Source organism: Larkinella soli (genome assembly GCF_003703975.1).
GTDB lineage: Bacteria > Bacteroidota > Bacteroidia > Cytophagales > Spirosomataceae > Larkinella > Larkinella soli.
Window position 1 is genome coordinate 820,843 of record NZ_QTJY01000001.1, and the last position, 23,517, is coordinate 844,359.

The 23,517-nt window shown below is 57.4% G+C and carries 22 protein-coding genes; 11 read left to right on the plus strand and 11 right to left on the minus strand.

Annotated elements, in window-relative coordinates; translation table 11 throughout:
• Positions 1 to 36 precede the first annotated feature (36 nt).
• On the plus strand, positions 37 to 1,257 hold the full coding sequence (locus DX909_RS05545) for a metallophosphoesterase family protein (protein WP_128544112.1): 1,221 nt from the start codon (positions 37 to 39) through the stop codon (positions 1,255 to 1,257).
• A gap of 1 nt (position 1,258) precedes the next feature.
• Here the strand turns inward: DX909_RS05545 and DX909_RS05550 are convergent, their stop codons facing one another.
• From DX909_RS05550 to DX909_RS05565, 4 genes are all read right to left on the minus strand, one after another.
• Positions 1,259 to 1,858 carry a DNA-3-methyladenine glycosylase family protein gene (locus DX909_RS05550; RefSeq protein WP_128544113.1) on the minus strand — a complete coding sequence of 200 codons (600 nt, stop codon included), beginning with the start codon at positions 1,856 to 1,858 and terminating at the stop codon, positions 1,259 to 1,261.
• A 62-nt stretch (positions 1,859 to 1,920) separates the two neighbouring features.
• Positions 1,921 to 2,616 (minus strand): 2OG-Fe(II) oxygenase, encoded by a 696-nt coding sequence (locus tag DX909_RS05555; protein WP_128544114.1) that lies wholly within the window; start codon positions 2,614 to 2,616, stop codon positions 1,921 to 1,923.
• Between the two features lie 73 nt (positions 2,617 to 2,689).
• Positions 2,690 to 3,535 carry a methylated-DNA--[protein]-cysteine S-methyltransferase gene (locus tag DX909_RS05560; protein WP_128544115.1) on the minus strand — a complete coding sequence of 282 codons (846 nt, stop codon included), beginning with the start codon at positions 3,533 to 3,535 and terminating at the stop codon, positions 2,690 to 2,692.
• A 170-nt stretch (positions 3,536 to 3,705) separates the two neighbouring features.
• Positions 3,706 to 4,848, minus strand: a complete 1,143-nt coding sequence (locus DX909_RS05565) for a hypothetical protein (protein WP_128544116.1) — start codon at positions 4,846 to 4,848, stop codon at positions 3,706 to 3,708.
• Positions 4,849 to 4,966: 118 nt separating this feature from the next.
• Between DX909_RS05565 and DX909_RS05570 the strand changes: the two genes are divergently transcribed.
• Together DX909_RS05570 and DX909_RS05575 are read left to right on the plus strand one after the other, a co-directional pair.
• Entirely contained in the window at positions 4,967 to 5,899 is a 933-nt protein-coding gene (locus tag DX909_RS05570; RefSeq protein ID WP_128544117.1) for a hypothetical protein, read from the plus strand.
• Between the two features lie 672 nt (positions 5,900 to 6,571).
• Positions 6,572 to 9,433: a hypothetical protein gene (locus tag DX909_RS05575; protein ID WP_128544118.1), complete on the plus strand. Its 2,862-nt coding sequence runs from the start codon at positions 6,572 to 6,574 to the stop codon at positions 9,431 to 9,433.
• Here DX909_RS05575 and DX909_RS05580 read toward each other — a convergent pair.
• Positions 9,430 to 9,774: an antibiotic biosynthesis monooxygenase family protein gene (locus DX909_RS05580; protein WP_128544119.1), complete on the minus strand. Its 345-nt coding sequence runs from the start codon at positions 9,772 to 9,774 to the stop codon at positions 9,430 to 9,432. The genes DX909_RS05575 and DX909_RS05580 overlap by 4 nt on opposite strands.
• A gap of 40 nt (positions 9,775 to 9,814) precedes the next feature.
• Positions 9,815 to 11,350, minus strand: coding sequence for a flavin monoamine oxidase family protein (locus DX909_RS05585; RefSeq protein ID WP_128544120.1), 1,536 nt, complete (start codon positions 11,348 to 11,350; stop codon positions 9,815 to 9,817).
• 144 nt (positions 11,351 to 11,494) lie between these two features.
• Here DX909_RS05585 and DX909_RS05590 point away from each other — a divergent pair, with 144 nt between their 5' ends.
• The 6 genes from DX909_RS05590 (at position 11,495) to DX909_RS05615 (ending at position 15,154) form a co-directional block, all read left to right on the plus strand.
• Positions 11,495 to 12,385, plus strand: a complete 891-nt coding sequence (locus DX909_RS05590) for an NAD(P)-dependent oxidoreductase (RefSeq protein WP_128544121.1) — start codon at positions 11,495 to 11,497, stop codon at positions 12,383 to 12,385.
• A gap of 3 nt (positions 12,386 to 12,388) precedes the next feature.
• On the plus strand, positions 12,389 to 12,967 hold the full coding sequence (locus tag DX909_RS05595; RefSeq protein WP_128544122.1) for a Crp/Fnr family transcriptional regulator: 579 nt from the start codon (positions 12,389 to 12,391) through the stop codon (positions 12,965 to 12,967).
• Positions 12,968 to 13,065: 98 nt separating this feature from the next.
• Complete coding sequence (locus DX909_RS05600) at positions 13,066 to 13,440, plus strand: DoxX family protein (protein WP_164851201.1); 375 nt, start codon at positions 13,066 to 13,068, stop codon at positions 13,438 to 13,440.
• Between the two features lie 29 nt (positions 13,441 to 13,469).
• Entirely contained in the window at positions 13,470 to 14,375 is a 906-nt protein-coding gene (locus DX909_RS05605; protein ID WP_128544124.1) for a c-type cytochrome, read from the plus strand.
• A gap of 14 nt (positions 14,376 to 14,389) precedes the next feature.
• A complete protein-coding gene (locus tag DX909_RS05610) occupies positions 14,390 to 14,905 on the plus strand; it encodes a VOC family protein (protein ID WP_128544125.1) in 516 nt (171 codons plus the stop codon).
• A gap of 66 nt (positions 14,906 to 14,971) precedes the next feature.
• Positions 14,972 to 15,154, plus strand: coding sequence for a hypothetical protein (locus DX909_RS05615; protein ID WP_128544126.1), 183 nt, complete (start codon positions 14,972 to 14,974; stop codon positions 15,152 to 15,154).
• A 37-nt stretch (positions 15,155 to 15,191) separates the two neighbouring features.
• On the opposite strand, the gene acs is transcribed toward DX909_RS05615, so the two are convergent.
• The 5 genes from acs to DX909_RS05640 form a co-directional block, all read right to left on the minus strand.
• The gene (acs, locus tag DX909_RS05620) at positions 15,192 to 17,108 is read right to left on the minus strand and encodes an acetate--CoA ligase (protein WP_128544127.1); all 1,917 of its coding nucleotides are present in this window, start codon (positions 17,106 to 17,108) and stop codon (positions 15,192 to 15,194) included.
• Positions 17,109 to 17,200: 92 nt separating this feature from the next.
• On the minus strand, positions 17,201 to 17,416 hold the full coding sequence (locus tag DX909_RS05625; RefSeq protein WP_128544128.1) for a DUF6814 family protein: 216 nt from the start codon (positions 17,414 to 17,416) through the stop codon (positions 17,201 to 17,203).
• A 17-nt stretch (positions 17,417 to 17,433) separates the two neighbouring features.
• A complete protein-coding gene (locus DX909_RS05630) occupies positions 17,434 to 18,960 on the minus strand; it encodes an MFS transporter (protein ID WP_128544129.1) in 1,527 nt (508 codons plus the stop codon).
• 122 nt (positions 18,961 to 19,082) lie between these two features.
• A complete protein-coding gene (locus DX909_RS05635) occupies positions 19,083 to 19,787 on the minus strand; it encodes a carbonic anhydrase (protein ID WP_128544130.1) in 705 nt (234 codons plus the stop codon).
• Entirely contained in the window at positions 19,753 to 21,369 is a 1,617-nt protein-coding gene (locus DX909_RS05640) for a SulP family inorganic anion transporter (RefSeq protein ID WP_128544131.1), read from the minus strand. The genes DX909_RS05635 and DX909_RS05640 overlap by 35 nt, the downstream gene beginning before the upstream one ends.
• 143 nt (positions 21,370 to 21,512) lie before the next feature.
• Here DX909_RS05640 and DX909_RS05645 point away from each other — a divergent pair, with 143 nt between their 5' ends.
• The gene (locus DX909_RS05645; RefSeq protein ID WP_128544132.1) at positions 21,513 to 22,724 is read left to right on the plus strand and encodes a THUMP-like domain-containing protein; all 1,212 of its coding nucleotides are present in this window, start codon (positions 21,513 to 21,515) and stop codon (positions 22,722 to 22,724) included.
• Positions 22,725 to 22,852: 128 nt separating this feature from the next.
• Positions 22,853 to 23,431 carry a hypothetical protein gene (locus DX909_RS05650; RefSeq protein ID WP_128544133.1) on the plus strand — a complete coding sequence of 193 codons (579 nt, stop codon included), beginning with the start codon at positions 22,853 to 22,855 and terminating at the stop codon, positions 23,429 to 23,431.
• Positions 23,432 to 23,517: the final 86 nt, after the last annotated feature.

Sequence of the window (23,517 nt, forward strand, 5' to 3'; positions counted from 1 at the left end):
GTTCGTCCCCGGCGGCCGGACACCAGATACCGCCTTATGAACCCAGAGAAACGAGACACCGAACAATACGTCGACTTAGGCCATACGGAAGTAGAAAACCACCTGAAGGAGCAGGCGGCTTTATATGAAAAAAGACTGAAGGAAGGCCAGGCCGCCAATAAGGTAGCCGCCTACTTCGCCACCAACCTGCTCGGGTTCGCCTATCACTATGCCAAAAGTAGGTTCGGGCCGAAAGCCCCTTACCAGTTTTACCCCCGCAACGGCGACGACGGCCTTTATCCCCTGCATACCTTTACGGATACCGTCACGCTGGCCCTCCTCTCCGACTGGGCCACCGACACGCCCGAATCCGACCTGATCGGCAACCTCGTGCGCGACCTGGACCCGGATTACTCCATCCACCTCGGCGACGTCTACTTCGTCGGAACGCCAAGTGAGGTAAAGGCCAACTTCACCGATCCGACGGCTTCCTGGCATTTCGGCAAACACGGCAGCCTGGCCCTGTCGGGCAACCATGAAATGTATTCCAACGGGTCGGCCTATTTCAAGGAACTGCTTCCGGCGATGAAAATCCGGAAAGGCGGCACCATCGCTACCCAGCAGGCCGGTTTTTTCTGCCTCGAACACGAACACTGGCGCATCATCGGCCTCGACACCGGTTACACTTCCACCAACCGCCCGTTTCTGGAGGTACTGTTCAAGCCCGACTGTCACCTGCGCGACGAACAGCTGAACTGGCTCCGGGACCAGGTTCGGCTCCACGACGTGTCCGATACGCGGGGCATCATTTTTCTGAGCCATCACCCCTACTTTTCCTCCTTCCGGGACGATCATCCGGTGGTGGGCCGGCAGCTTCGCAAACTGTTCGGTGACGCCAACCGGCCGGTGATCTGGATCTGGGGCCACGAACACCGCCTTTCCTTCTACGACAAATACGGCTTTCCCGATGGTGTTCAGGCCTGGGGCCGCTGCGTGGGGCACGGCGGAATGCCGGTCGAAACGGACGCCCCCGACCAGGGCCACCTCGGCCAGCTCCGGCTGTATGATCGCCGGGTGCGGGAGCGCATCCGCCGGAAAGATATCGGTTACAACGGCTTTGCCCTGATGTCGATCACCGGCCCCGACATCGAGATCAACTACATCGATCAGAACAAGGTGACCGTGGTCACGGAACGCTGGCATGTCGACCGGAAAACCGGCGGACTGACGCCCGAAACGGTCTTTATTCATCCGGACATTACCCGCTTCGATCCCTGACCTACAGGGCGGGTTTCCAGCGCCAGAGGTAGCGGCAGGCCAGGGTCCGGTGGGGCCGCCAGGCTTCGGCGATCTCGTGCAGCCGCCGGTATTGCGCGCGCCCGGTTTCCGTCACTCCGTAGGCCCGGATCATTTTCTGCCGGATCACCAGATCATCGACCGGGAACACGTCGGGCCGGTCCAGTACGAACATCAGGAGCATTTCGACGGTCCAGCGACCTACCCCGGCGATGGGCGTCAGGTAGCGGACGATTTCCTCGTCGGTCATCGCACCCAGATAGGCCGCATCCATGGGATTTTCCAGCGCAAAAGCCGCCACGCTCTGAAGGTATTTGATCTTTTGCCCCGACAGCCCGGCGCTCCGCAGGTCGTCGAAAGACCGTGTCAGGAGCTGGCCGGCATGCGGATACCGGTCGGGAAAGAGATTCCGGAACCGGAGAAAAATGGCGTCGGCCGCCTTCGTCGAAATCTGCTGCGAAACGATGCTTTCCAGCAGGGCCAGGTACACGTCTCCGGCATATTCATACGCGACCTTCGGGGCCGGGGTGGTTTCGATGATCTGTTTGAGGATGAGGTCTTTCGAGAGATGGTCCAGCGGCATGATGAACAAAAGGCTTGTTGTTTACTCCGCAAAGGTACCGGTATTCCCCGAAAGCCGTATCCCTATTTTGCGTCGTGAAAAATGATGCCCAGCGTGTGCCGCCGGCCCGACCGCACCGGGCTGACGCCGTGCTTCATCGCCACCCGGTAATATCCCCTCGTCCCTTTCTGCGGCCGGTATTGCGTGGTAAAGATCAGCACGTCGCCCTGGCCGGGATTCAGCACTACCGCTTTCGATTGCGCCCTCGGAATCTGTTCGGTCAAAACAAACTCGCCCCCGGTATAGTCCACCCCGGCCCGGTTCAGGAATACCACCGCCTGAAGCGGAAAATAGACGTCGCCGTAAAGATCCTGATGCAGCGTATTAAAACCACCCTCCCCATACCGCAGAATCAGCGGGGTCGCCAGGGTCTGTCCCTGCGCCCGGCAGTCTTCCAGAAAGTCGGCATGATTTTCCGGGTAGGTGATCCCCGTATTCAGCACCTGCATCCAATGGTTGGCGACCGGCACGATGCGGGGATAAAGCGCTTCCCGAAGGTTCTGGAGGAGGTCCGGCAAGGGGTAATTCAGGTATTTGTATTCGCCCAACCCGAACCGGTAACGCTCCATGGAGATCGTTTTTCGGAACCGGGCCGGTTCGTCATACATCCCCACGACGGCCTCGCATTCCGAGGGGCTTAGAATCCGGTTCAAAAGGGCAAAACCGCCTGCGTTCAGCGACGCGGTCAGGGCGTCGGTATGGATGGTTTCGAGGTTCATTTCATAAAAAAACGGGAACCGCCCGGCCTGCCGACCGGCCAGTTCCCGGGTTGTTTACGGTCCAGACGGCAGGTCAGCGGAAGGCCCGGACGGCCTCCCAGCCCAGCATGGCAGTTTTTCGGGGAGCGCCCCAGCGGTAGTTGCCGAAGATGCCGGTTTTCCGAATGACGCGGTGGCACGGGATCAGGTACCCGACCGGGTTGGAACCGATGGCCGTCCCGACCGCCCGCGAAGCCGTCGGCATCCCGATGGCCCCGGCAATCTGGTCGTAGCTGACCACCTGGCCTTCCGGGATGCGCAGCAGCGCTTCCCACACCTTAAGCTGAAAAGGCGACGCCTTCACCACCAGCCGGAGCGGTTTCGGCGCTTCGCTTCCGAAGATCGAATCCGCCAGGGGGCGAAGCGAGACCGGGTCGTGAATGAACCGGGCTTCGGGCCATTCGGCGGCAAACCGCCCGGTCAGTGAGAGACCGTCGGTCGGGTCGGCCTCGTCGAGAAATTCCAGCCTGCAGATTTTTTCGCCGACGGCGCCGAGAAGGTAAGGTCCGAACGGACTTTCGAACACCCCATACCGGAGTTCGAGGCCGTCGCCGGCCTGCCGGAACCGGCCGGGCGTCATGCCTTCCAGCACCACGAACAGATCGTGCAGGCGGCCGGTGCCGGACAGGCCGGCCTCGTCGGCGGCCTCGGCCAGCGTATGGCCCCGGCGCAGGCGCTCTTTGGCGAACTTCAGCGTGATGTACTGAAGAAACTTCTTCGGGCTGACCCCCGCCCATTCGGTGAACAGGCGCTGAAAATGGTACTCGCTCAGGCTGGCCGCTTCGGCGGTTTCGGCCAGGGTCGGCTGCTCCTGAAAATGCTCCGTCAGGTACTCGATGGCCCGGGCAATCTGTTGATAGGTCGGACTCGTTTCCACCATGATTTCCGTCTGTTTGTGTAGTACAAAGATACCCGTGCAGAGGCCGGCAGGAAACCCGAAACTTGCGAAATTGTCGAGTTGTTGAATTGTTGAGTGATTGAATAAAGCGCCGCTAACCATTGCACTGCGGAGCTTTACTCAATCATTCAATTATTCAACAATTCAACAATTCAGTAACTCCTATACTCTTTCCTAAGCCGAGATCCCACGCTTCCGGCCATCGAGCTCATCATTTTATCCAGCAGCGACCAGGTCGAGGGGGTGAAGCCGGCGGTGGTTTTCAGGCTCATGCCGTTCAGGGCGCGTTCGTCCCCGCTGAAGCTGTGCCACTCGTCGGTCCAACTTTCGGTGGCCCACAGCGCATCGTCCCAAACCACCTTGTCGGACTGGAGATCGACCGCCCGGATGCGGAGCTTCAGCCCCGACCTGACTTCACGGCGGTAGGTGGTCAGGGTTCCTTTTACCTTTTCATAGACGTCGACGGTGGTGCTGTCGTTGATTTTCTTCGTACCCACCTTATAGGCCTGGCTGCTTTCCACGGAAGTGCTGGAGGAGGAGGTACTTTCATCATACGGGTCATAATCCGTCACGGCCATCTGGATGAGGTGGTTGGCGGGCAGATCATCCTCTTCGGCCATCGTCCGGTCGAGAAACCGTACAAAGTGCGAGGGCGATTCCCGGCGCAGCACCTCCCGGAAGATCAGCCGCTGGAGGTCGATGCGGTCGTCAGGGCGGAGCACGGCCGTCAGTTCGAGCGGTTCGATCACCACCCGTAGTGTGGCATACCGGAAGGCTTCGTCCGCCTTCGGCCGGGCGTCGCGGTAACCGGGGACCCATTCTTCGGCCTTTCGGAAGTCCTGGTAGGCGTCGCGGGCGGCCAAACGGTTGCTGGTGCGGAATTCAAACGCCTGCTGCGCCAGTTGATACCGGGCCGCAGCGGCCAGCTGCCGGACTTCCTGCATCCGGTCCTGAAGGGAAAGCGGAAAATCGGCCAGGAGTTCGGCGCAGGCCGGACAGGTGCGGACCCGGTCGTTCAGGGACTGAAGCCGGCCGTACTCCTGAAAGACCAACTCCCAGCGGTACGGATCATCGGTCCGGATGAGCGACTGAATCCGGGTCTGGTGGGCACGGGAGGCTCCTTCGTAAGCGGTTTTCAACACGGTTCGGGCTTCAAGATGGGTCGGTTTCTGCCGAAGCCGCTGGACCGATTGCAGGACGGCGTCGTCGAAACGGCCGTGCCTGAGCGCGGTTTTGCCCGTGGTACATCCCTCAAGAAGGCCCCACAGTGCAAGGATTGGGAGCAGGATGCGCATGACGTGTCAGGTTGGTCGGATATAAGAGACAGAATGTACACAAAAGGTTGGATTTTTAGGAACCGGACTGAAAAATTGAAGTATTTTTGGCCGGTGCGAATCAAAAACCGTCTCCTTTGTGAATGCATTTTCCGGCCATACGTTTGAGATCGTCTGGATCACCAAACCTGCCGACCTTCATCTTCATACCGAATTAATCGACGAATTTTTCCGGCTCTACGAGGACCCTTCCAATTTCCCCGACCCCGACGAGCGGGAGGAACCGGTTTTCATCCGCGAACGCATCGAAGAAGGAACCGACGATCCCCATACCCACCTGATGGCCTACCGGCTGGTCGGCCCGTCGGGCGAGAAAAAGTTTGTGGGCGGCTGCATCGTCGAATTTTATCCCGACAGCGCCTGCGGGCTGGTCACGTACCTCTTTGTCGACAAGGCCTACCGGGGTATTCCCATCGGGGCCGGGCGGGAAAAAGTAGCGGAGTCCCTGATCCGGAGTGAGCGGGGGCTGGCCGGTCTGGTGACGTTTTTTGCCAATCAATATAACCAACCGGTTCGGGCCGTTTTATTCGAGTCGAACAACCCCTTCGATACGCCACCCGAACAGGATTCGATGCCCCCGGCCAAACGGCTCCGATTCTTCAGCCGGATGGGCGCCCGCCGGATCGATTTCGACTACATCCAGCCGCCCCTCGGCGATGACAAAGGGCTGGTAACCAACCTGTATCTGTTGTGTTTCCCTGCGTTGACCGGCCTGTCGGACTCGATTCCGGTAGAAACGGTCATCTCCTTCGTGATGGAACTGGCCAAGAGCCTCGACCGCAACAAGGAACCCGGTTCGGCCACCCGCTACGGTCTGGACAACTACCGGCAGGACCTCCGGGCCGTGGCGCGGCTGGGCGGGCTTTACCGGCTCGACCCGGTCACCCCGGAACTGATCGGTCTGGTGGCCGAAGGACGCAACATCCTTCGGGAGATGTACGATAACCTCGTGGACCGACGGGTCGACGATCGGGCAGTGGCGCTGACGCCGATACCGGGGGCTGACGTATAAACGAATAATCAATTCAAAACGAATAAGTTGCCGTATATCCGGCTATTGATTAGATTACGGGAACCTTCCAACCCCTCTGTCCGATCAATGGAGTCCCCTGTTCAGCCGGAACTTAAAAAAGCCGTCCGACCGTCGCGTCGGTCCGTCCAAGCTCCGAAACCGAAAAAAGCCCCGGAGAATGTTTTGGACCCTTACCCCTATTTTCTGATTTCAACCGACGAAGATTTTGGGCAGGGAAGCCCCGGACTACCAAATCGGGACAAGGTGCTTGCCCTGTTCAGGAGTGATTGCCTTTACAGCCCTTTCCAGGCTGAGGCCGATCCGGGAACCATCGGGAATTTGAAAAGCCGGATTCCCTTCCTGAACGAGCCGGATACCGCCGGGTTACCGGACAAAAATAACCCATCTTCGCCTGCCTCCGTTGCAACCTTTTTAATTCTGTCCGGCCGCAGAACCGGAAACCCATCTGAACCGGATCTTACCGGATGTCTGGTCCTGATTTATTTTCCGGAAAGTCACACTTTACTGATCGACCGAATCTTCGTTTCATCCTCCGAACCGGCGGAGAATCGCTGCGAAATCGTTTCCGACTTACTGGCTTATCGAAAAAAAGATCGGTCCGACTGGAGTGAAGGAAAAACCGCCGACGGGAGGGCCGAACTTGGCCGGTTAATGGAAGAACTGAACAGAAAAAATCCGAAAGCCGGCGAGCTGATCGTGTTTCACGAAGGCACCGATCCCTTATCGTTAAACACCGGGGAAGGCCAGAAAACCGCAGCGGCTATTCTGGATGCATTCCACGGACTCCAGGCGAGATATGTCCACTTTCCTTACCGGCGGCCGTCGGAAATCACCACGGCGGAAGTCCATTATCTGATCACGTTTCCAAAGCTGCTTCATATCCGCAAAGAGCCTTATATTCTCGACGACCGGCGAATTATGGCTTTCCTTACCGAATATGCGGGTTTTCTAAACCATGGCCCGGCCGGAACGCCGGAGAATTTGTCCGCAAAAAAGCTGGAAGCCCTGGAGAACGACCTTAAAAAATACCGGTATTCTCCGTATTATCCCTTCCATTATCTCTTCAATATTCCACGGCTTGAACGCCCGAAATTCGCCTATAAACGGGCCGCCGTCTGTTTCGAAATCACCGTAGACGAAGATTATTTCTTTCCCGAAGGCTTCACTCCGGAAGATGACATCCGGCCGGCGGTTTCCAAAGAAATGAACGGGTTCGGGAGAGCCATGGAGTGGGTAAAGGAAGAATGGGATCTGGTGGAGGACCCCAAAGCCCGGGTCCGGAACTGTGATATTGCCCATTCTACCGAAACGGACCTGTTTGCCTATAAATACCAATCCGATCCGCCCTATTTCACGAAGTATTATTTTCTTCCCAAAGGAAATCAGGTTATCGTACGTCTGCCTCTGAAATTCCACTTTACCTCCGAAGGGCGGCACGAAACCTATTATAGTCTTCCTCCGGTTTCAGATTTGACTCCTGAGGATCGGGTTTTAAGCCGGGAGCTTAAGATGGAGGTCCATCTAAGCTATACCTATTTTATCCCGAGCAATGTACGGATCTGGCACCTGGTTTTAACTCCCGACGAAACCGACGGTATTTCGGAACTTGACATCATCAAGTTTATGAAATATTTCAGCGGGTCGCAGGAGAATGAAAGTGAGGAGAAAAAGCGGGGGGTTCTGGAATCGATTTCCTTTCATTACGACACCGGAGAACAAAATACGGACTCCAAAGAAGTGATTCCCGGCCGGTTCGAATTGCTGGTTCGGATGATTGCCCGGCTGCTGCTTTTCCTCTGGCAATTACCGGTTCGTCTGATCCGGCTTCCCTTTAAATCCATCCGAAAAAGCCAGCGCAGCTTTTTCGACGCCATCCGGAAATTTCAGTACAGAGAATCACATGTTTCCCTCATTCCGATCCTGAAATTTCCGATCATTTCAGGGGTTATTTTTATGCCTGTTTATGCGCTTTATTCCGGAAACTATGAAACGGCTTTTTTAATTGGCTGTCTGTTGGCAGCGGTCTACCTGCTATTAAGCGTTTTTCAGCGAGGGCGGCAGATCACAAAAAAGGCGGAGAACCTCTGGGCGCAGGTCGGCCATCTTCTCCATATCCGGGAAACACCTTTTATAATACCAAAAACGGAAAGCCCCTCGGTAACCGGGACTCCATCCTCTAACGGTTTGATCCGGCTTTTCCAGAATTTGACCGGAATCCGTTACCTGTTTCAGGAACGAAGAAAACCGGAGTTCGATATAGCGAAAGAGGACAGGGTACTCAGCCTGAAAAACATCCGATCCGGGATCATCGAGATCGATACGGGTGCCCCCAATGGACAGGAGGACGATAATCTGCTGGTTTTTCAACAGGAACGGTTCTCCGAATTTCTGAACAAACACGCGGAAGGACTGAAGGATAAAAACGAGGAAAAGGTAAGGAAGGAGATTCGCGAAAAAATCGCGGAATCCTATAAGAAGCTGTATGACAAGGAGGAAGGTGATTCGGCCGGCGAGGCCCTGATCTCTACCGACGAGACGGACCGGAACCCCATCGAGGAGTACGCGGATTATGTGTTCAAGGCCTACTGCGGCATCTGCCTCGGTATCTTCGACTACGACCGGATGGGGCTGGAAGAAATCGACGACACGCTCATGCCGCTGGAGGAAAGTAAGACCGAACAATCCTTTCAGGCGTTGAACCGGGGGGTGCTGGCCATGTTCGGAGCCGAGGAGGACGTCATGAACACGTTCTGGAGAACACTCGGCCTAAGCCCTTATCTGATCATTCCCAGTGCAGTTTTAGCCAATAACGATTACGTTTCCCTCGATGCGGAAAAGCGACTCGACGCCCTGCTGAACAAGTTGAAAGAGGACGAATCCGACCTCTCCATTCCGCAGCTGATCGCCAGCCGGCATGAGATCGACGATTTGCTGAACACCAACATTTTATCCAACGTATTCCATTACAAAACCGAACAGGGTATCTACCGGAACGGGATGGAATCGCGCGGTATCAATGAACGGATCAAAGCGTCGCGGGAGAAACTGGAGCAGCTGGACCGGGAGATCAACACCAAACAGGATGAAAGAAATTCGCGGTACCAGCGTCGGATTCAGATCATCGTCGCCATTGTCGGTATCATCAACTTTTATTCGATCATTCGGGATTTTTATCTGGATGAGTTATCCACCGGAGGAGAGGATAAACAATCCAAAATGATCGACTGGGGCAAGCTGAATGACTCCTGGGCGGGCGGTATTGTCCGGCGCATTCCTGCTTTTCTGAGGGATTTGTTCAGTAGCTTCTGGGAAAACATTCAGCCCTTCCTGCCCAAAAAATCATTGGAAATGGCTCATTTCACCTTGTTTCTGATTGTCATCAGTGTGGTGTTCTGGCAGATCATTACCAATGCCATCGATCCGGCAAGGTCTTCCAGAATGATGGCCTGGCGGAACCGCAGGAAAAGAGGGCATCGGTTACCCAAAGTGAAAGCCATGAAACCGGCCGATTAACCTCCGAAACCCTCCTCCTTCCGGAACTCATAGTCGCGCTCGACGCGGGCGATGCGGACTTTGAACGCTTGGAACCACTGTTCACGGCCGAGATTCCGGGCCAGGGTGTGTTCGGCGTGGTGCCGCCAGGGGGCGATGGATTCGAGGCTGTCCCAGTAGGAAATGGTCAGGTCCAGGTCGCCGGTGCCGTATTCCATACCCAGAAAGCCGGGCTGCCCGGCGGCCAGTTCCACCATGCGGTTTCCCATCTCCTCGAAGCCCTCCAGGTCTTCGGCCAGGACGATGGTAAAGACCACGACATAGTAGGGAGGAGCGGGTGTCGAAGCAATAAGAGATTCCATAAAGGATTGGTAGTTAGATGAATAGATAGACTCCTCGTATTTAGCGGGCACCGGTCTGGGCGGGTTTCGGTACGCTTCGGCTCAATTTTCTCACAATAGCCCCGGCCGCCGACCGGCCGGTTTCGGCCGCCCCGTTCATGAAGCCCTGGTAGGTTCGGCTGCAATGTTCCCCGGCAAAATACAGGTTACCGACGGGCTGCGCTTCCGCCTGCCCGATGCCCGACACCTGCCCGACCCGGTAACAGGCGTAGGCCCCGCGGGTCATGGGATTCCGGTTCCAGTTGTAGACGTTTTTCCGGCCGTTGGCGGCCTCTTTCAGCCCCGGAAATACCCGGTTGCATTCGTCGAGATAGGCGTCATACTGCGACAATTCCAGCTTTTCCCCCTTGTCGGCTCCCAGAAACAGACTGTATGCGCCGGGCCCCCGATTCTCCCTTTGCATCTGGCTGCTGTCCCAGCCGTTGTGGATGCGGTCGCTCAGAACGTAGCCGGAAAAGCCCTGATCGCGCCAGAGCCGCCGGTCCACACCGATCAGTAGTTTCGACTGAGTGCCGTACCCCAGCTGCCGGATGCAGTTCCGCTTGCGTTTGGGCATCAGGACCCTGATTTCCACTTCCCGCAACACCGAAAACGGGACCGTCAGGATCACGAAGTCGGCCGTGATCTCCCGGCCGTTATCGAACGCCAGCCGGTAGCCCGTTCCTTCCGATTTCAGTCGCTGCAACTGAAAGCCGGTTCGGATTTCGGTTTTCAGCCGCTTCTGAAGGCCGGTCAGAATCTGCTCATTTCCGCCGACGACCTTGAACCGTTCGTCGCTTTCGCCGTAAATTTCAAATCCGTTCGTCGTATCGGTATTCAGAGAAACCAGCAGGTTCAGGCTGGACTGGTTGCCCGAGGGAAGGCCCAGTTCGCTGGTGAAGGAGGTCGTCAGCAGGTCGTAGAGCCAGCCGGACATACCGGTCTTTCGCAGGTATTCGTCGATGGAAAGCCGGTCCAGTTCGATCACTTTGGGGTGCCAGGGATGGAGAGAACCGGGCAGGGCGTCGATATCTTTTTTCATCCGGGCGGCAAATGGCCGAAACTCGGCCAGAATCTCGTTTTCGGAAATCCGGCGGCCGCCGAAAAAGTAATCGGTGCCGACCAGGCGCTTTTCCGAAGGGGCTTTCATGTCCCACAGCTTCAGTCCAAAATCGCGGCAGAAAGCCAGCATGTCGGTATGGGTGGAGTCGATGAACTCTCCGCCCAGCTCGGTCGTAATGCCGTCGGCGACCAGATTCTGCGCCGAAACGACCCGCCCTCCCACCCGGCCGGTCGATTCGTAAATCTCGGCGGAAAGGCCGGCTTTCTGAAGATACCAGGCGGCCGTCAGTCCGGCCAGACCGGCCCCGATGACGGCGATCCGGGGGCTGGTCTGCGAGGTTCCGGATGGCCGGCAGGCGTGGAAGGCTGCGAGGGAAGTGCCGGCCAGGAGCGCACCCGAAGCCTGTTTCATGAAGGCCCGTCGCGACAGAGACGGTGGTTTGGCTATAGGAAATTCGGTCCTCAGGAGATCGGCAAGGCGGGGTTTTCGGGGCATTTTCGGGATCGATTAAGGACGCGCCCGGATGTACGGCAGGCAGGGCGGGCTACTAAAGATAGGAGAAGCGAAAGGATAAAAAATACCGGAAAGGCTGGATTTTTAGGAAAACAAGAGAGTCATTTGCCGAAAACCGAATCTGTCATGAATATCGCCTTTATCGGTCTGGGCCAGATGGGCCGGGCCATGTCGGGAAACCTCCTGAAGAGCCACCACACCGTCACTTTGTTCAACCGCAGCCGGTCAAAAGCCGAAGACCTGCTCGCAGCCGGAGCCCGCTGGGCCGACACGCCCGCCGAAGCCGCATCGGAAGCCGACGTGGTGTTCACGATGGTGTCGGACGATTCGGCCCTGGAGGAAGTGACGCTGGGGGATCCGGGTCTGCTGAATGCGTTACCCGAAGGCGGTATTCACGTGTCCTGCAGCACCATTTCGCCCGACACCTCCCGCCGGCTCGCAGCCGAACACGAACTGAAGAAAACCGCCTATGTGGCCTGCCCGGTTTTCGGGAAACCCGAAGTGGCCGAAGCCGGCAGGCTGTGGCTCTGCCAGTCGGGAAACCCGGCCGCTAAGGAGCGAATCCGGCCGCTTCTGGACCTGATCGGGCAGGGCGTGTTCGATTTCGGGGAAGACGTCGGAGCGGCCAACGTCGTCAAACTGGCGGGCAACTTTCTGATCGGCTGCGCCATCGAGGCCATGGCCGAAGCCTTTACGCTGGGCGAAAAGAACGGCATTGACCGCAAGGCCATGTGGGAAATGTTCAGCTCGACCCTGTTTGCCGCTCCGGTTTACCGGAACTACGGAAAGATGATCGCCGAGGAGCATTACCAGCCCGTCGGGGCCACGCCCGCCCTGATCCGGAAAGACATGCGGCTGCTGCTGGAGGTGGCCCAGCAGTCGGTGACGCCCATGCCGTTCGGGAACATCGTCTTCCAGCAGCTGACGGCCACGGTCGCCAAAAATATCGGCCACATCGACTGGGCGGGTTTTGCCGGAGAGGTTTCGGAGAATGCCGGTCTCGGTAAAAAACGCTGAACCATGTTCGACGCCCTACGCCGGTATCTGGAACGTTCCATCACCCTTTCCGATGAGGAGTTCGACATTCTGAAAACCGCTTTCATGCCCCGCCATTACCCGAAGGGAAGTTTCCTCCAGCGGGCCGGGGACATCGCCCGCTACGGGGGCTTCGTGGCCAAAGGCTGCATGCGGAGCTACACGGTGGACGACAAGGGGAAGGAACACATCGTGCAGTTCGCTCCGGAGAACTGGTGGATCAGCGACCTGAATAACAGCCTCATCGGTGAGCCCACCGGGTATTTCATCGATGCCATCGAGGACTCGGACCTGCTGGTCTGTGATCTGCCCTCCTTCGAAAAGGCGCTGACGGCCCTTCCGACGTTTGCCGAACATTACCGGCTCGGGATGCAGAAACACATGGTCGCCAAAAACCGCCGGATTTCCGCCTTCCTGAGCGCCACGGCCGAAGAACGGTATCTCGATTTCCTGAAAACCTACCCTTCCATTGCCCGGCGGGTTCCGCAGCACATGCTTGCCTCCTACCTCGGCATCACGCCGGAAACCCTCAGCCGGGTCCGGAAACAGCTTTCCCGGAAATAACGGCATTACGCATTTCTTGATCTATGTCAATGCCCGGCCCCTCCCGGCCGGGCTACTTTTGTGCTGTTCAATCCACACAAACACCAAACACAACTGCTATGAACAGCGCAAAGAAATCCCGCCTGAGACGGACGCCCTCCGTCGTTCTCGCCCTCCTGATCGCCATCGGTGCCTGCCTGAAACTGAGCGGTATTCCGGAAATGGTCGATCACTATTCGGACTTGGGCCTCGTTCATCTACTGCCGGTATTCGCCCTTCTGGAAATCGGGTTCGTCACCCTGTATCTGATCCCGCGCACCATGAAACTTGGCTTCCTGCTGCTGACCGGCTATTTCGGCGGGGCCATCGCCACCGAACTTTCTCACGGCAACCCGTTCGCGGCTCCGCTGATCATCCTGGCGCTGGTCTGGGCCGCCACCTGGTTCCGCAACCCGGCCGTTTTCACCCCGAACCCTGAGCCGACAACGGTCTGATTCGCTCTTTTTTCCATCCACACAGAGCCATGAAACGCATCCTGAAAGGACTGGGCATCGGGCTGGCCGCGCTGGCCGGCCTGGCCCTCCTGACCACCGCCGTTCTGTACGGGCTTTCGGAATACCGGCTGAACCGCCGGCATCCCATTCCTGCCATTCCGAAACTAACGCTTTCCACGGACAGCGCGACGCTCGCCCACGGCGAACACCTCGCCAAATCGACCGGCAACTGCACCTTCTGCCACGAAGCCGACCTCGGCGGGGAAGACAGCGGCATGGGCGGACCGCTGGGAACGGTGGCCGGCCCGAACCTGACCCGGGGCCGGGGTGGCCTCGACCCTTCGTTCTCGGACGACGACTGGGTCCGGGCCATCCGTTACGGCGTCCACCCCGACGGCACCTCCCTGATCGTGATGCCCAGCGAAACCTTCGTGCACATGAATGCGGGCGACCTTTCGGCGCTGGTGTCCTACCTGAAACAACTCCCGCCCATCGACCGGGAAGTTCCTAAAACGCGGCTCGGCTTTCTGGGCCGAATGCTGCTGGCTTCCGGGAAGTTGCCGATTCTGGTGGCGGAAAAGACCAAAAAGCTGCCGCTGGTGACGGGCGTCAAAGCAGGGCCGACCGTCGAATACGGCCGCTACCTCGCCGATCTGAGCGGGTGCCGGGGCTGTCATGGTCAGAACCTGTCGGGAGGCCGGGTGGCCGGTCCTCCGGGAACGCCCCCCACCTCCAACCTCACCCCGGCCGGACCGATCGGCCGCTGGACGGAGAAGCAGTTCGTTACGGCCCTGCGCACCGGAATGCGGCCTAACGGAACAATTATCGACGGATTCATGCCCTGGCGCGTGGCCGGGCAGATGACCGATGAAGAATTACACGCCATCTGGCTGTATCTCAAAAGCGTACGGCCGATGGCGTACGGAAACCGATAAACCAACAACAAATAATGAACGCATCAACCATTTCTTCAGAAGCCCGAATCGGCCATGTTCACCTGCGGGTTGCCGATCTGGACCGGGCCGTCGCTTTTTACCGCGATCTCCTCGGATTCACCCTGACCGTTTACGGCCCTGATTTCGGTCTTCAGGCGGCTTTTCTGGCGGCCGGCGGCTACCACCATCACATCGCCCTGAACACCTGGATCAGCAAGGACGGTACTCCGCCCCCCAGGGGCCATACCGGGCTGCACCACGTCGCCATCGTTTACCCGGACCGGCAAGCCCTCGCCCGGGCCGTCCGGCGGCTGCTGGAGAACGGCTACCCGATCGACGAAGCGCAGGACCACGGCGGCACGGTTTCGGTATACCTGCGCGACCCCGACGGCAACGGCCTCGAACTGTATTACGACCTGCCCCAAACGGCCTGGTACGACGCCGGAGGGCGGCTGGTGATGAAGGCCGACCGTATCCCTGTGGAGCAGTTGCTCGAAGAACCGGCTGCATACCAGAACCGTTCCGTTTAAAACGGAGCTCGTTTTGTTGCAACCGAAGGGAATATTAGTTTTATTTTTTTGGAAAGACTTACCCCCATGCGGTTACCATTTCATCTTCCCAACGTCGAAAAATTCTCTGACCAGGAACAGGTGACCCTTTGTCTGGCCAATCCCGACCTGACCATCGAACAGGACGAAAACGGAACCTTGATAAACAAGATGCAAACGTGGGTGCAGAACGGTGTCCGGCCGGCCGGGCTGCAAACCCGGCCGTTTTAATAATTTTCCGGAATAACAATCCGGAACGTATTGTCAATCAGTTCTTTACTTCGATAAGGGCGCCGTTTTTGATCTCCTCCACGACACCCGGGTCGAGCAGTGTCGTCGTGTCGCCGAGATTGGCGGTGTCGCCTTCGGCAATCTTGCGGAGAATCCGGCGCATGATCTTGCCCGAACGGGTTTTGGGCAAGCCCGTCACGAACTGGATCCTGTCGGGTTTGGCGATGGGGCCGATGACCCGGCTGACGGTCGCCAGGATATCCCGTCGCATCAGGTCGGCATCTTCATGCGCCACTGAACTTTCGGTGATGACGTACGCGTAAATGCCCTGTCCCTTGATGTCGTGCGGGTAGCCGACCACGGCGCTTTCCACCACGCCCGTGTGCATATTGATCGCGTTTTCCACCTCGGCCGTCCCGATGCGGTGCCCCGATACGTTCAGAACGTCGTCGACCCGGCCGGTGATCCGATAATACCCGTCTTCATCCCGCAGACAGCCGTCGCCGGTGAAATACAGACCCTTATAGGCGCTGAAGTACGTCTGGCGGCAGCGATCATGGTCCCCGTAGGTGGTCCGGATGATGCTCGGCCAGGGGAATTTGATGCAGAGGTTTCCGCTGACGCCGTTCCCCTCAATCTCGACGCCGTTTTCGTCCACCAGAATCGGCTGAACGCCCGGAAGCGGCAGCGTGGCGAACGTCGGTTTGGTTTTGGTGATGCCCGCAATCGGCGAGATCATGATCCCGGCGGTTTCGGTCTGCCACCACGTATCGACGATCGGGCAGCGTTTTTTGCCGATATGGTCGTCGTACCAGTGCCAGGCTTCCTCGTTGATCGGCTCCCCGACCGACCCCAGCACCTTCAGGGAGCCGAGATCATGGTTTTCGACCTTACCCAACCCGAAGCCCATCAGCGAACGGATGGCCGTGGGCGCCGTATACAGAATATCTACTTTATACTTATCGACAATGTCCCAGAACCGGCCGTTGTCCGGAAACGTCGGGACGCCCTCGAACAGCAGGGTCGTGGCTCCACAGGCCAGCGGGCCGTAAACGACATAGCTATGGCCGGTGATCCAGCCGATGTCGGCCGTGCAGAAATGCACCTGACCCGGTTCATACTGAAACACGTTCTCGAACGTATAAGCCGTATACACCATGTAGCCACCGCAGGTGTGGACCACCCCCTTGGGCTTTCCGGTAGAACCGGAAGTATACAGGATGAAGAGCATGTCTTCGGCGTCCATTTCCTCGGCGGGGCAATCGGCCGTCACCTGCTTGAGTTCCTGCTCCATCCAGACGTCCCGCCCTTTGATCATCGATACCGGGGTGCGGGTCCGCGTCAGTACGACCACCTTCTTTACGCTCGGACACTGGACCAGCGCGTCGTCGACGGTTTCTTTCATCGCGATTTCCTTATTGCCGCGGTAGGCGCCGTCGGACGTGATGACCAGGCAGCACTGGGCGTCGTTGATCCGGTCGGCGATGGACTGCGCCGAAAAGCCGCCGAACACCACCGAATGGATGGCTCCGATCCGGGCGCAGGCCAGCACCGAGATCGCCAGCTCGGGCACCATCGGCAGATAGATGCAAACCCGATCTCCTTTGCCGACGCCGTTGCGCTTCAGGACGTTGGCCATACGGCAGACCTGATCGTGCAGCATCCGGTAAGTCATCGTCACCCCGGCTTCATGCGGGTCGTTGGGTTCCCAGATGATGGCGGGCTGATCCCCACGCTCAGGCAGATGCCGGTCCAGGCAGTTCTCGGTAATATTGAGCTTGCCCCCGACGAACCACTTCACGTTCGGCTCCTCGAAGTTCCATTGAAGCGTTTTTTTCCAGGGCTTTCTCCATTGGAACTGCTGAGCGATTTCGGCCCAGAAGCCTTCGGGATCTTCCACGCTGGCCCGGTAGGCCTCCTGGTACTCATCAAAGGTTCGGATTCGGAAATTCATTTTTTTAAGAAATTTTAAAAATGTCACGCGGAGTCGCAAAGAACGCAAAGTTTCTGCAAAATCGTAAGACTCTTTTTGACTTTAACGGGAGACTATTCGTATTCTCCCAGCCAGGCGTATCGTCCAAAAAGGATCAGTCCGGCCGTAATGGGCAGGAAAATTACGACGATGACCAGCCAGAACACAAAGTCTTCCGTGTTGGCCGTCGGAGAGGTCAGCCGGGTGGCGGCCTGGTACGGTAAACCGACCATCAGGGCCAGTCCGAGCAGCATCCAGACCAGACCCAGCGTTTTTTTAATGGCGTTCATGAGAGCAGCAGAGGGGGTTAGTCTTCCACGGTTTTATATTGTCGTTTGTCGATGTACAGAATGCCGATGATCAGGCAGAGGACGGCAATGCCGATGGGGTACCAGAGACCCTGGAGATAGGCATCCGGGGCGCCGGTCTTTTTGGCGGTTTCGACGAGACTGGTGGCGATGAAGGGCGTCAGCCCACCGAAAACGCCGTTTCCGATGTGATAGGGCAGCGACATGGAGGTGTAGCGGATGCGCGTCGGGAAGAGTTCGACCAGGAAGGCGGCAATCGGGCCGTAAACCATCGTGACATACAGCACCTGCACCAGCACCAGCATCACCATTTTCCAGAAGGGATTGGTGCCGAGTGTCACCTCCCGTTTGATGTCGGTCGGCAGTTGGCTGTCTTCGGATCTGGTTTCGCGGAATACCGTACCGTCCTCAAAATACTGTATGGTGGTCGTGGTGGCCTTGAACGGGCCGGCTTTGTCGGTTTTCACCAGCTTCCGTTCGATGGACCGCCGGTACGTTTCCTCCGTTTTGAGCGACAGGTCGGCCTGCTCGAACATGGAGCGGTAGATGGGCCGGTAGGTGACGACTCCGAGCAGCATCCCGGCCAGCATGATGTTCCGGCGGCCGATCCGGTCGGACAGTCCGCCGAAGATGACGAAGAAGGGCGTCGCCACCATCAGGGCGATGGCAATGATGTAGTTGGACTGTACGAACTCGACGTTGCAGGTTTTCTGGATGAACGACAGGGCGTAAAACTGCCCGGTGTACCAGATCACCCCCTGCCCGGCCGTAGCTCCGAACAGCGCCAGCAGAACCATCTTCAGGTTGGCCTTCCGGCCGAAGCTTTCCTTCAAGGGGTTGGTCGATATTTTACCCTCCTCCTTGATCTTCTGAAACAGGGGGGATTCCGACATTCGGAGCCGGATATAGATGGAAATGGCGACCAGCAGAGCCGACAGGAGGAAGGGAACGCGCCAGCCCCAGGCATTGAAGGTTTCGACGCCCATCAGCTGACGGGTCGCCAGGATGACGCCCAGCGAAACAAACAGGCCGAGGGTGGCCGTGGTCTGGATAAAACTGGTGTAATAGCCCCGCCGGTTATCCGGCGAGTGTTCGGCCACATACGTGGCGGCCCCGCCGTACTCCCCGCCCAGCGCCAGCCCCTGCACCAGGCGCAGGAACAGCACCAGCCCGGGGGCCAGCATTCCGATCTGTTCATAGCCGGGCACGCATCCGATCAGGAAGGTGGAGCCGCCCATCAGCACGAGCGTGAGCAGGAAGGTATATTTCCGCCCGACCAGATCGCCGAGCCGGCCGAAGACCAGCGCGCCGAAGGGCCGGACGATAAAACCGGCGGCAAAGGTGGCCAGCGTCGAGAGGAAACCGGCGGTGGGATTGTCTTTTGGAAAAAACTGGGCCGAAAGAATCGTAGCCAGACTGCCGAAAATGTAGAAGTCGTACCACTCGATGAGCGTCCCGACGGACGAGGCCGTAATGACCCGCCAGACACCCCGGCTTTCGGATGATACGGATGGCTTGGTAAGCATAAAAAAGGGTTGGGTTTGGAATTTGCCTTAAAAAAGCAACTTTACCCGCTTTTTTCCTACTCCCTGCGCCGATGGAAACCCATGAAAAAGCCGGGCCGGCCGGCCCGGCTTTTTCCGGTTGGTTATTTTTCAACGGGCTGCTGCCCGCCCAGAAGCCGTATGTCCGTCGTCAGGGCTTTTTTCAGCCCGTCTTTCGCGTCCTGATCCCGAACGAACTGCACGTCGTTTTTGTCGTCCGGCGACAGGTTGCTGATTTCCTTCAGCATACCGTTCCGCAGGTCAAAAACCCAGCCGTGAATCCAGAGGTCCTGTTTCCGCTCCCAGGCGTCCTGAACGATGGAGGTTCGGGCCAGGCTGTAGACCTGTTCCTTCGTGCTCAGTTCGACCAGCCGGTCGAACCGCTCGTGCTCGTCGGAGATGGCCGCCAGTTCGTCCCGGTATTTGACCTTGACGTTCTTGATGTTCTGAAGCCAGTGATCGATCAGCCCGAAGTGCTTGTCGAGCAGGGCGGCTTTGACCCCACCGCATTCATAGTGGCCGCAGATGATGATGTGCCGCACTTTCAGCACTTCAACGGCATATTGCAGGACGCTGAGCAGATTCAGGTCGGAACCGATCACCTGATTGGCAATGTTCCGGTGAACGAACATCTCACCCGGCATGGTGCCCGTAATTTCTTCCGCCGAAACCCGGCTGTCCGAGCAGCCGATCCACAGGAAAGCCGGGTTCTGGTCGGAGGCCAGTTCGTCGAAGTAATGCTCGTCCAGTTCCAGTTTATCCAGGGCCCAGGCTTTATTCGCCAACAACAACTTCTCGTGTGCGTGCATGATTGCGAATCCGACGTTTTTGTAAGGTTACATTCTTCAATTCGTAGTGGATGCCCTGCGACTGGGCCGTTTCCCGGAACTCCTGGAGGATGTCGTAAATATCGTGGTCGATAAACGAGGCATGCGTTCCGTCGACGAGCACCTGATCCCCGGGCTGCAATTCGCGCAGGGCTTCCTTCAGCTGCGGCTTCACAAGGAAATACAGGTCTTTCTGAAACTTGATCAGCACCTTATTGCCGTCGCGTATTACCCGGAAAGCGGCCTGAAAATTAGTGTACAGGATAAACAGGATACCGACGACCAGCCCGATCCCGATTCCCACCAGCAGGTCGGTGAAGACGATGCCGACTACCGTGACGAAGAAGGGAATAAACTGATTCCAGCCTTCCCGGTAGATTTTTTTGAATACGTCGGGATTGGCCAGCTTGTAGCCGACCATGATCAGGATGGCCGCCAGACAGGCGAGCGGAATTCGGTTCAGCATCGGTGCCGCCAGAAAAACCGCCAGCATCAGCAGCACCCCGTGAATCAGGGCCGACACCCGGCTTTTTGCGCCCCCAATCACGTTGGCCGTCGTGCGGACGACGACCGACGTGACAGGCAGCCCGCCGATCAGGCCCGACAGCATATTGCCGATGCCCTGAGCCGCCAGTTCCTGATCGGGGGAAGAAACCCGCTTCAGGGGGTCGAGCCGGTCGGAGGCTTCCAGGTTCAGCAGGGTTTCCAGACTGGCCACCACCGCAATCGTGATGGCAATTCCGTACACCTGAGGATTGGTAAGAGCACTGAAATCAGGAAGATAGAAGATGGAGAACAGGCTTTCACCGGCTTTGATCTCCGGCACCTGCACCATGTGCTGATGAGCCGTGTCGCCCAGATACCAGCCTGGGAAGGTGGCCTTGAAGAACTCATTCAGGGCGACTCCCAATATTACCACGGCCAGCCCACCCGGAAAGACCTTGAAGAATCCGCCCTTCGCTTTGGCGGCTTTGTCCCAGAAAATCAGGAGGAGAAAGGAAAGGACCGAGATCAGCACCGCACCGGTGCTGGCGGTTACGACGGCCCGGTAAATTTCGGAAATCGTATTTTCGCCGTCGGCCAGCTGCTGGAACTCGAACTCTCCTTCATAATCGTTGTCACGGCCCAGAGCGTGCGGAATCTGTTTCAGGATGATGACCAGCCCGATGGCGACGAGCATCCCTTTGATGACACTGTTCGGAAAGTAGCCGCTGAATTTTCCGGCACGAAGGATTCCCAAAACGAACTGGATGACTCCCGCCAGGACGACGGCGGCCAGGAACGATTCAAACGAACCCAGCCGTTCGATGCTGTCGGCCACGATGACGGCCAGACCGGCCGCCGGTCCGCTGACGCTGACCTCCGAGCCGGACAGAAGGCCGACGATGATCCCGCCGATCATACCGGCCACAAGTCCGGAAAACAGAGGAGCACCGGAGGCCAGGGCAATACCCAGACAAAGCGGCAACGCAACCAGAAAAACGGAAAGCCCCGAGGGCAGATCCGCCCGAAGCATCGAACCGGAATAATTGGTTAAGGTCTTTAGGGGTCTAAAGATATTCATACAGAAAGGAACTTATGGGTTCGATTTAAAGTGTTGGATAGGTCAGCCGGGAAAATCCACAGCCATATAATCTAACTAAAAAATTGGAAAGAAAATTTTAATCGGTTTTTAATCCTTGCATAGTTAACAATTTTTCTTGCCAAATGACAGTTTTGACCCCAAAAGAGAGGGAATATCTCCGGAATCACCCCGAAGAGGACCCCCACCGGCTTCTATTGAAAAAACTGGCTTCGACGGAGATTCGGTGGAAAGTAGTGGCGGCCCAGCTGGCCGCCCGGCAGAAAGCCCGGACCAAACTGCCGGGCTGGACCGCCCATCCGGAGGTCCTATTCCCCCCCGCCCTGTCGGTCGAGCAGTCGTCATCAGAGGGTACGGCCGCCTACAAAGGGAATCTGGTGGAGCGCTCGGCGGAAAAGGGGATCCTGCTGGACCTGACGGGCGGCATGGGGGTCGACAGCCTGGCCTTTTCCCGCTATGCCGGAGAAGTACACTACATTGAAATACAAGCTGAACTGGTCGAATTAGCCGCTCATAATCTGCCGCTGCTGGGCGGCACCAACATCCGGTTTCACCAAGGCAACGGCATCGAATTTCTCCGGAACTTCGGACGGCGTGTCGACTGGGTGTTTCTCGATCCGGCCCGTCGCGACGGCCAAGGCGGGAAGGTTTTCCGGCTGGAAGACTGCGAACCGGGCCTGAACGAATACCGGTCGATCCTTTCCTACACCCGCAACGTCATGCTGAAAACGTCCCCGCTGATCGATCTGGAAGCCGCCTTAAGCCGGTTGCCGGGGGTGCGGGAGGTGCATGTGGTTTCGGTGGACAACGAGTGTAAGGAAGTCCTTTTTATATTAAAAGAGTCAGAGAATCAGGCGATTCCCATTTCGACCGTCAACCTGCGGGGCCACGCGCCGACCCAGGTATTTATCTTTTCCCGAACGGAGGAAACCCGGTCGGAAATAAAATTCAGCCTTCCGGGGCGTTACTTATTCGAACCCAATGCGTCCGTAATGAAAGCGGGCGGCTTTCGGAGCGTGGCCGCCCGGTTCGGACTCGGAAAGCTGGCCACGAACAGCCACCTGTATACGAGCGACGAACTGATCCCCGACTTTCCCGGTCGGTCGTTCGAACTGCTTCAGGTCTGCCGCCCGGACCGAAAGGAAATTCAACAGGTTTTGTCGGAATTAAACCACGGACCGGTCAAGGCCAATCTGGCCGTTCGGAATTTTCCGGAACCCGTCAAAGTCCTGAAGAAAAAACTGGGAATTGCCGACGGGGGCGATCTTTATCTCTTTGCGACCACCCTGTTTGATGCCAATAAACGTATTTTAGTTACAAGAAAAGCCACCAATTGATCGTTATTCCTATGAAAATGTCGTTCTTCATTTCGTGTGCAGGTTGGATGGTTTGTTTAGTAAGTACCACCCAACCCACTTATTCTCAGTCGGTTTATTCATCCACTGAGAAAATAGAACAGCAGTCGATGCCAGGCGTCACGGTCAGCATTCCGGTTGACGGGAAGTTTGTCGATAAGGAGTGGGAGGCCCGACTGAAGTCGTTCGGGCGGGTTTCGGCCGGACGCGGTGGGGTCTACAAGGTTCCGTCGGCCAACATCCCGGCCTTGTCGTCCAATCCGATCAACCTGTCGAGCAAGGTCGATGCCTCCCGTGACAAAGCCACGGTATTTCTCGCGGCTGATCTGGGCAGCGGGGAGTTTGTCAAGGTCGGAAGCCGGGAATACAACGAACTGGAGTCGATCCTGAAAGAATTTGCCAGAAAAACGCAGTCCGGCAATGAACTGCGGATGGCCGAAGCGGAGTTCAATACCGCCCAGAAAAACCATGAAAAGATGGTTCGGCAGGGTGAAAAACTTCAGCGGGATATAGAACGCAATAAAAAGGAAAAAGAAACGCTGCTCCGCAAAATCGACGAAAATGCGAAGGAACTCGTAGACCTTGAACGGGCGCTGGAAACCAACAAAACGGACGTTGTCAACGCGGGAACGGAATTTGAAAACCGAAAGAAAGCCGTCGAGGCCGTCCGTGCCAAGGCGCCGAAATAAAGTTAGGGTGTTAAGGAGCTGGGGAGTTAATGAGTCTGATCGCTGCCGGCGAAACTCGCAAATCCCTAAACTCTGGACTTACTAAC

Coding starts and splice junctions, on each gene's coding strand:
- DX909_RS05625 (WP_128544128.1), bottom strand. CDS start 17,416: ATGAACGCCATTAAAAAAACGCTGGGTCTGGTCTGGATGCTGCTCGGA.
- DX909_RS05645 (WP_128544132.1), top strand. CDS start 21,513: ATGACAGTTTTGACCCCAAAAGAGAGGGAATATCTCCGGAATCACCCC.
- DX909_RS05650 (WP_128544133.1), top strand. CDS start 22,853: ATGCCAGGCGTCACGGTCAGCATTCCGGTTGACGGGAAGTTTGTCGAT.
- acs (WP_128544127.1), bottom strand. CDS start 17,108: ATGAATTTCCGAATCCGAACCTTTGATGAGTACCAGGAGGCCTACCGG.
- DX909_RS05610 (WP_128544125.1), top strand. CDS start 14,390: ATGAACGCATCAACCATTTCTTCAGAAGCCCGAATCGGCCATGTTCAC.
- DX909_RS05630 (WP_128544129.1), bottom strand. CDS start 18,960: ATGCTTACCAAGCCATCCGTATCATCCGAAAGCCGGGGTGTCTGGCGG.
- DX909_RS05640 (WP_128544131.1), bottom strand. CDS start 21,369: ATGAATATCTTTAGACCCCTAAAGACCTTAACCAATTATTCCGGTTCG.
- DX909_RS05560 (WP_128544115.1), bottom strand. CDS start 3,535: ATGGTGGAAACGAGTCCGACCTATCAACAGATTGCCCGGGCCATCGAG.
- DX909_RS05615 (WP_128544126.1), top strand. CDS start 14,972: ATGCGGTTACCATTTCATCTTCCCAACGTCGAAAAATTCTCTGACCAG.
- DX909_RS05590 (WP_128544121.1), top strand. CDS start 11,495: ATGAATATCGCCTTTATCGGTCTGGGCCAGATGGGCCGGGCCATGTCG.
- DX909_RS05595 (WP_128544122.1), top strand. CDS start 12,389: ATGTTCGACGCCCTACGCCGGTATCTGGAACGTTCCATCACCCTTTCC.
- DX909_RS05605 (WP_128544124.1), top strand. CDS start 13,470: ATGAAACGCATCCTGAAAGGACTGGGCATCGGGCTGGCCGCGCTGGCC.
- DX909_RS05580 (WP_128544119.1), bottom strand. CDS start 9,774: ATGGAATCTCTTATTGCTTCGACACCCGCTCCTCCCTACTATGTCGTG.
- DX909_RS05600 (WP_164851201.1), top strand. CDS start 13,066: ATGAACAGCGCAAAGAAATCCCGCCTGAGACGGACGCCCTCCGTCGTT.
- DX909_RS05585 (WP_128544120.1), bottom strand. CDS start 11,350: ATGCCCCGAAAACCCCGCCTTGCCGATCTCCTGAGGACCGAATTTCCT.
- DX909_RS05575 (WP_128544118.1), top strand. CDS start 6,572: ATGGAAGAACTGAACAGAAAAAATCCGAAAGCCGGCGAGCTGATCGTG.
- DX909_RS05555 (WP_128544114.1), bottom strand. CDS start 2,616: ATGAACCTCGAAACCATCCATACCGACGCCCTGACCGCGTCGCTGAAC.
- DX909_RS05545 (WP_128544112.1), top strand. CDS start 37: ATGAACCCAGAGAAACGAGACACCGAACAATACGTCGACTTAGGCCAT.
- DX909_RS05550 (WP_128544113.1), bottom strand. CDS start 1,858: ATGCCGCTGGACCATCTCTCGAAAGACCTCATCCTCAAACAGATCATC.
- DX909_RS05565 (WP_128544116.1), bottom strand. CDS start 4,848: ATGCGCATCCTGCTCCCAATCCTTGCACTGTGGGGCCTTCTTGAGGGA.
- DX909_RS05635 (WP_128544130.1), bottom strand. CDS start 19,787: ATGCACGCACACGAGAAGTTGTTGTTGGCGAATAAAGCCTGGGCCCTG.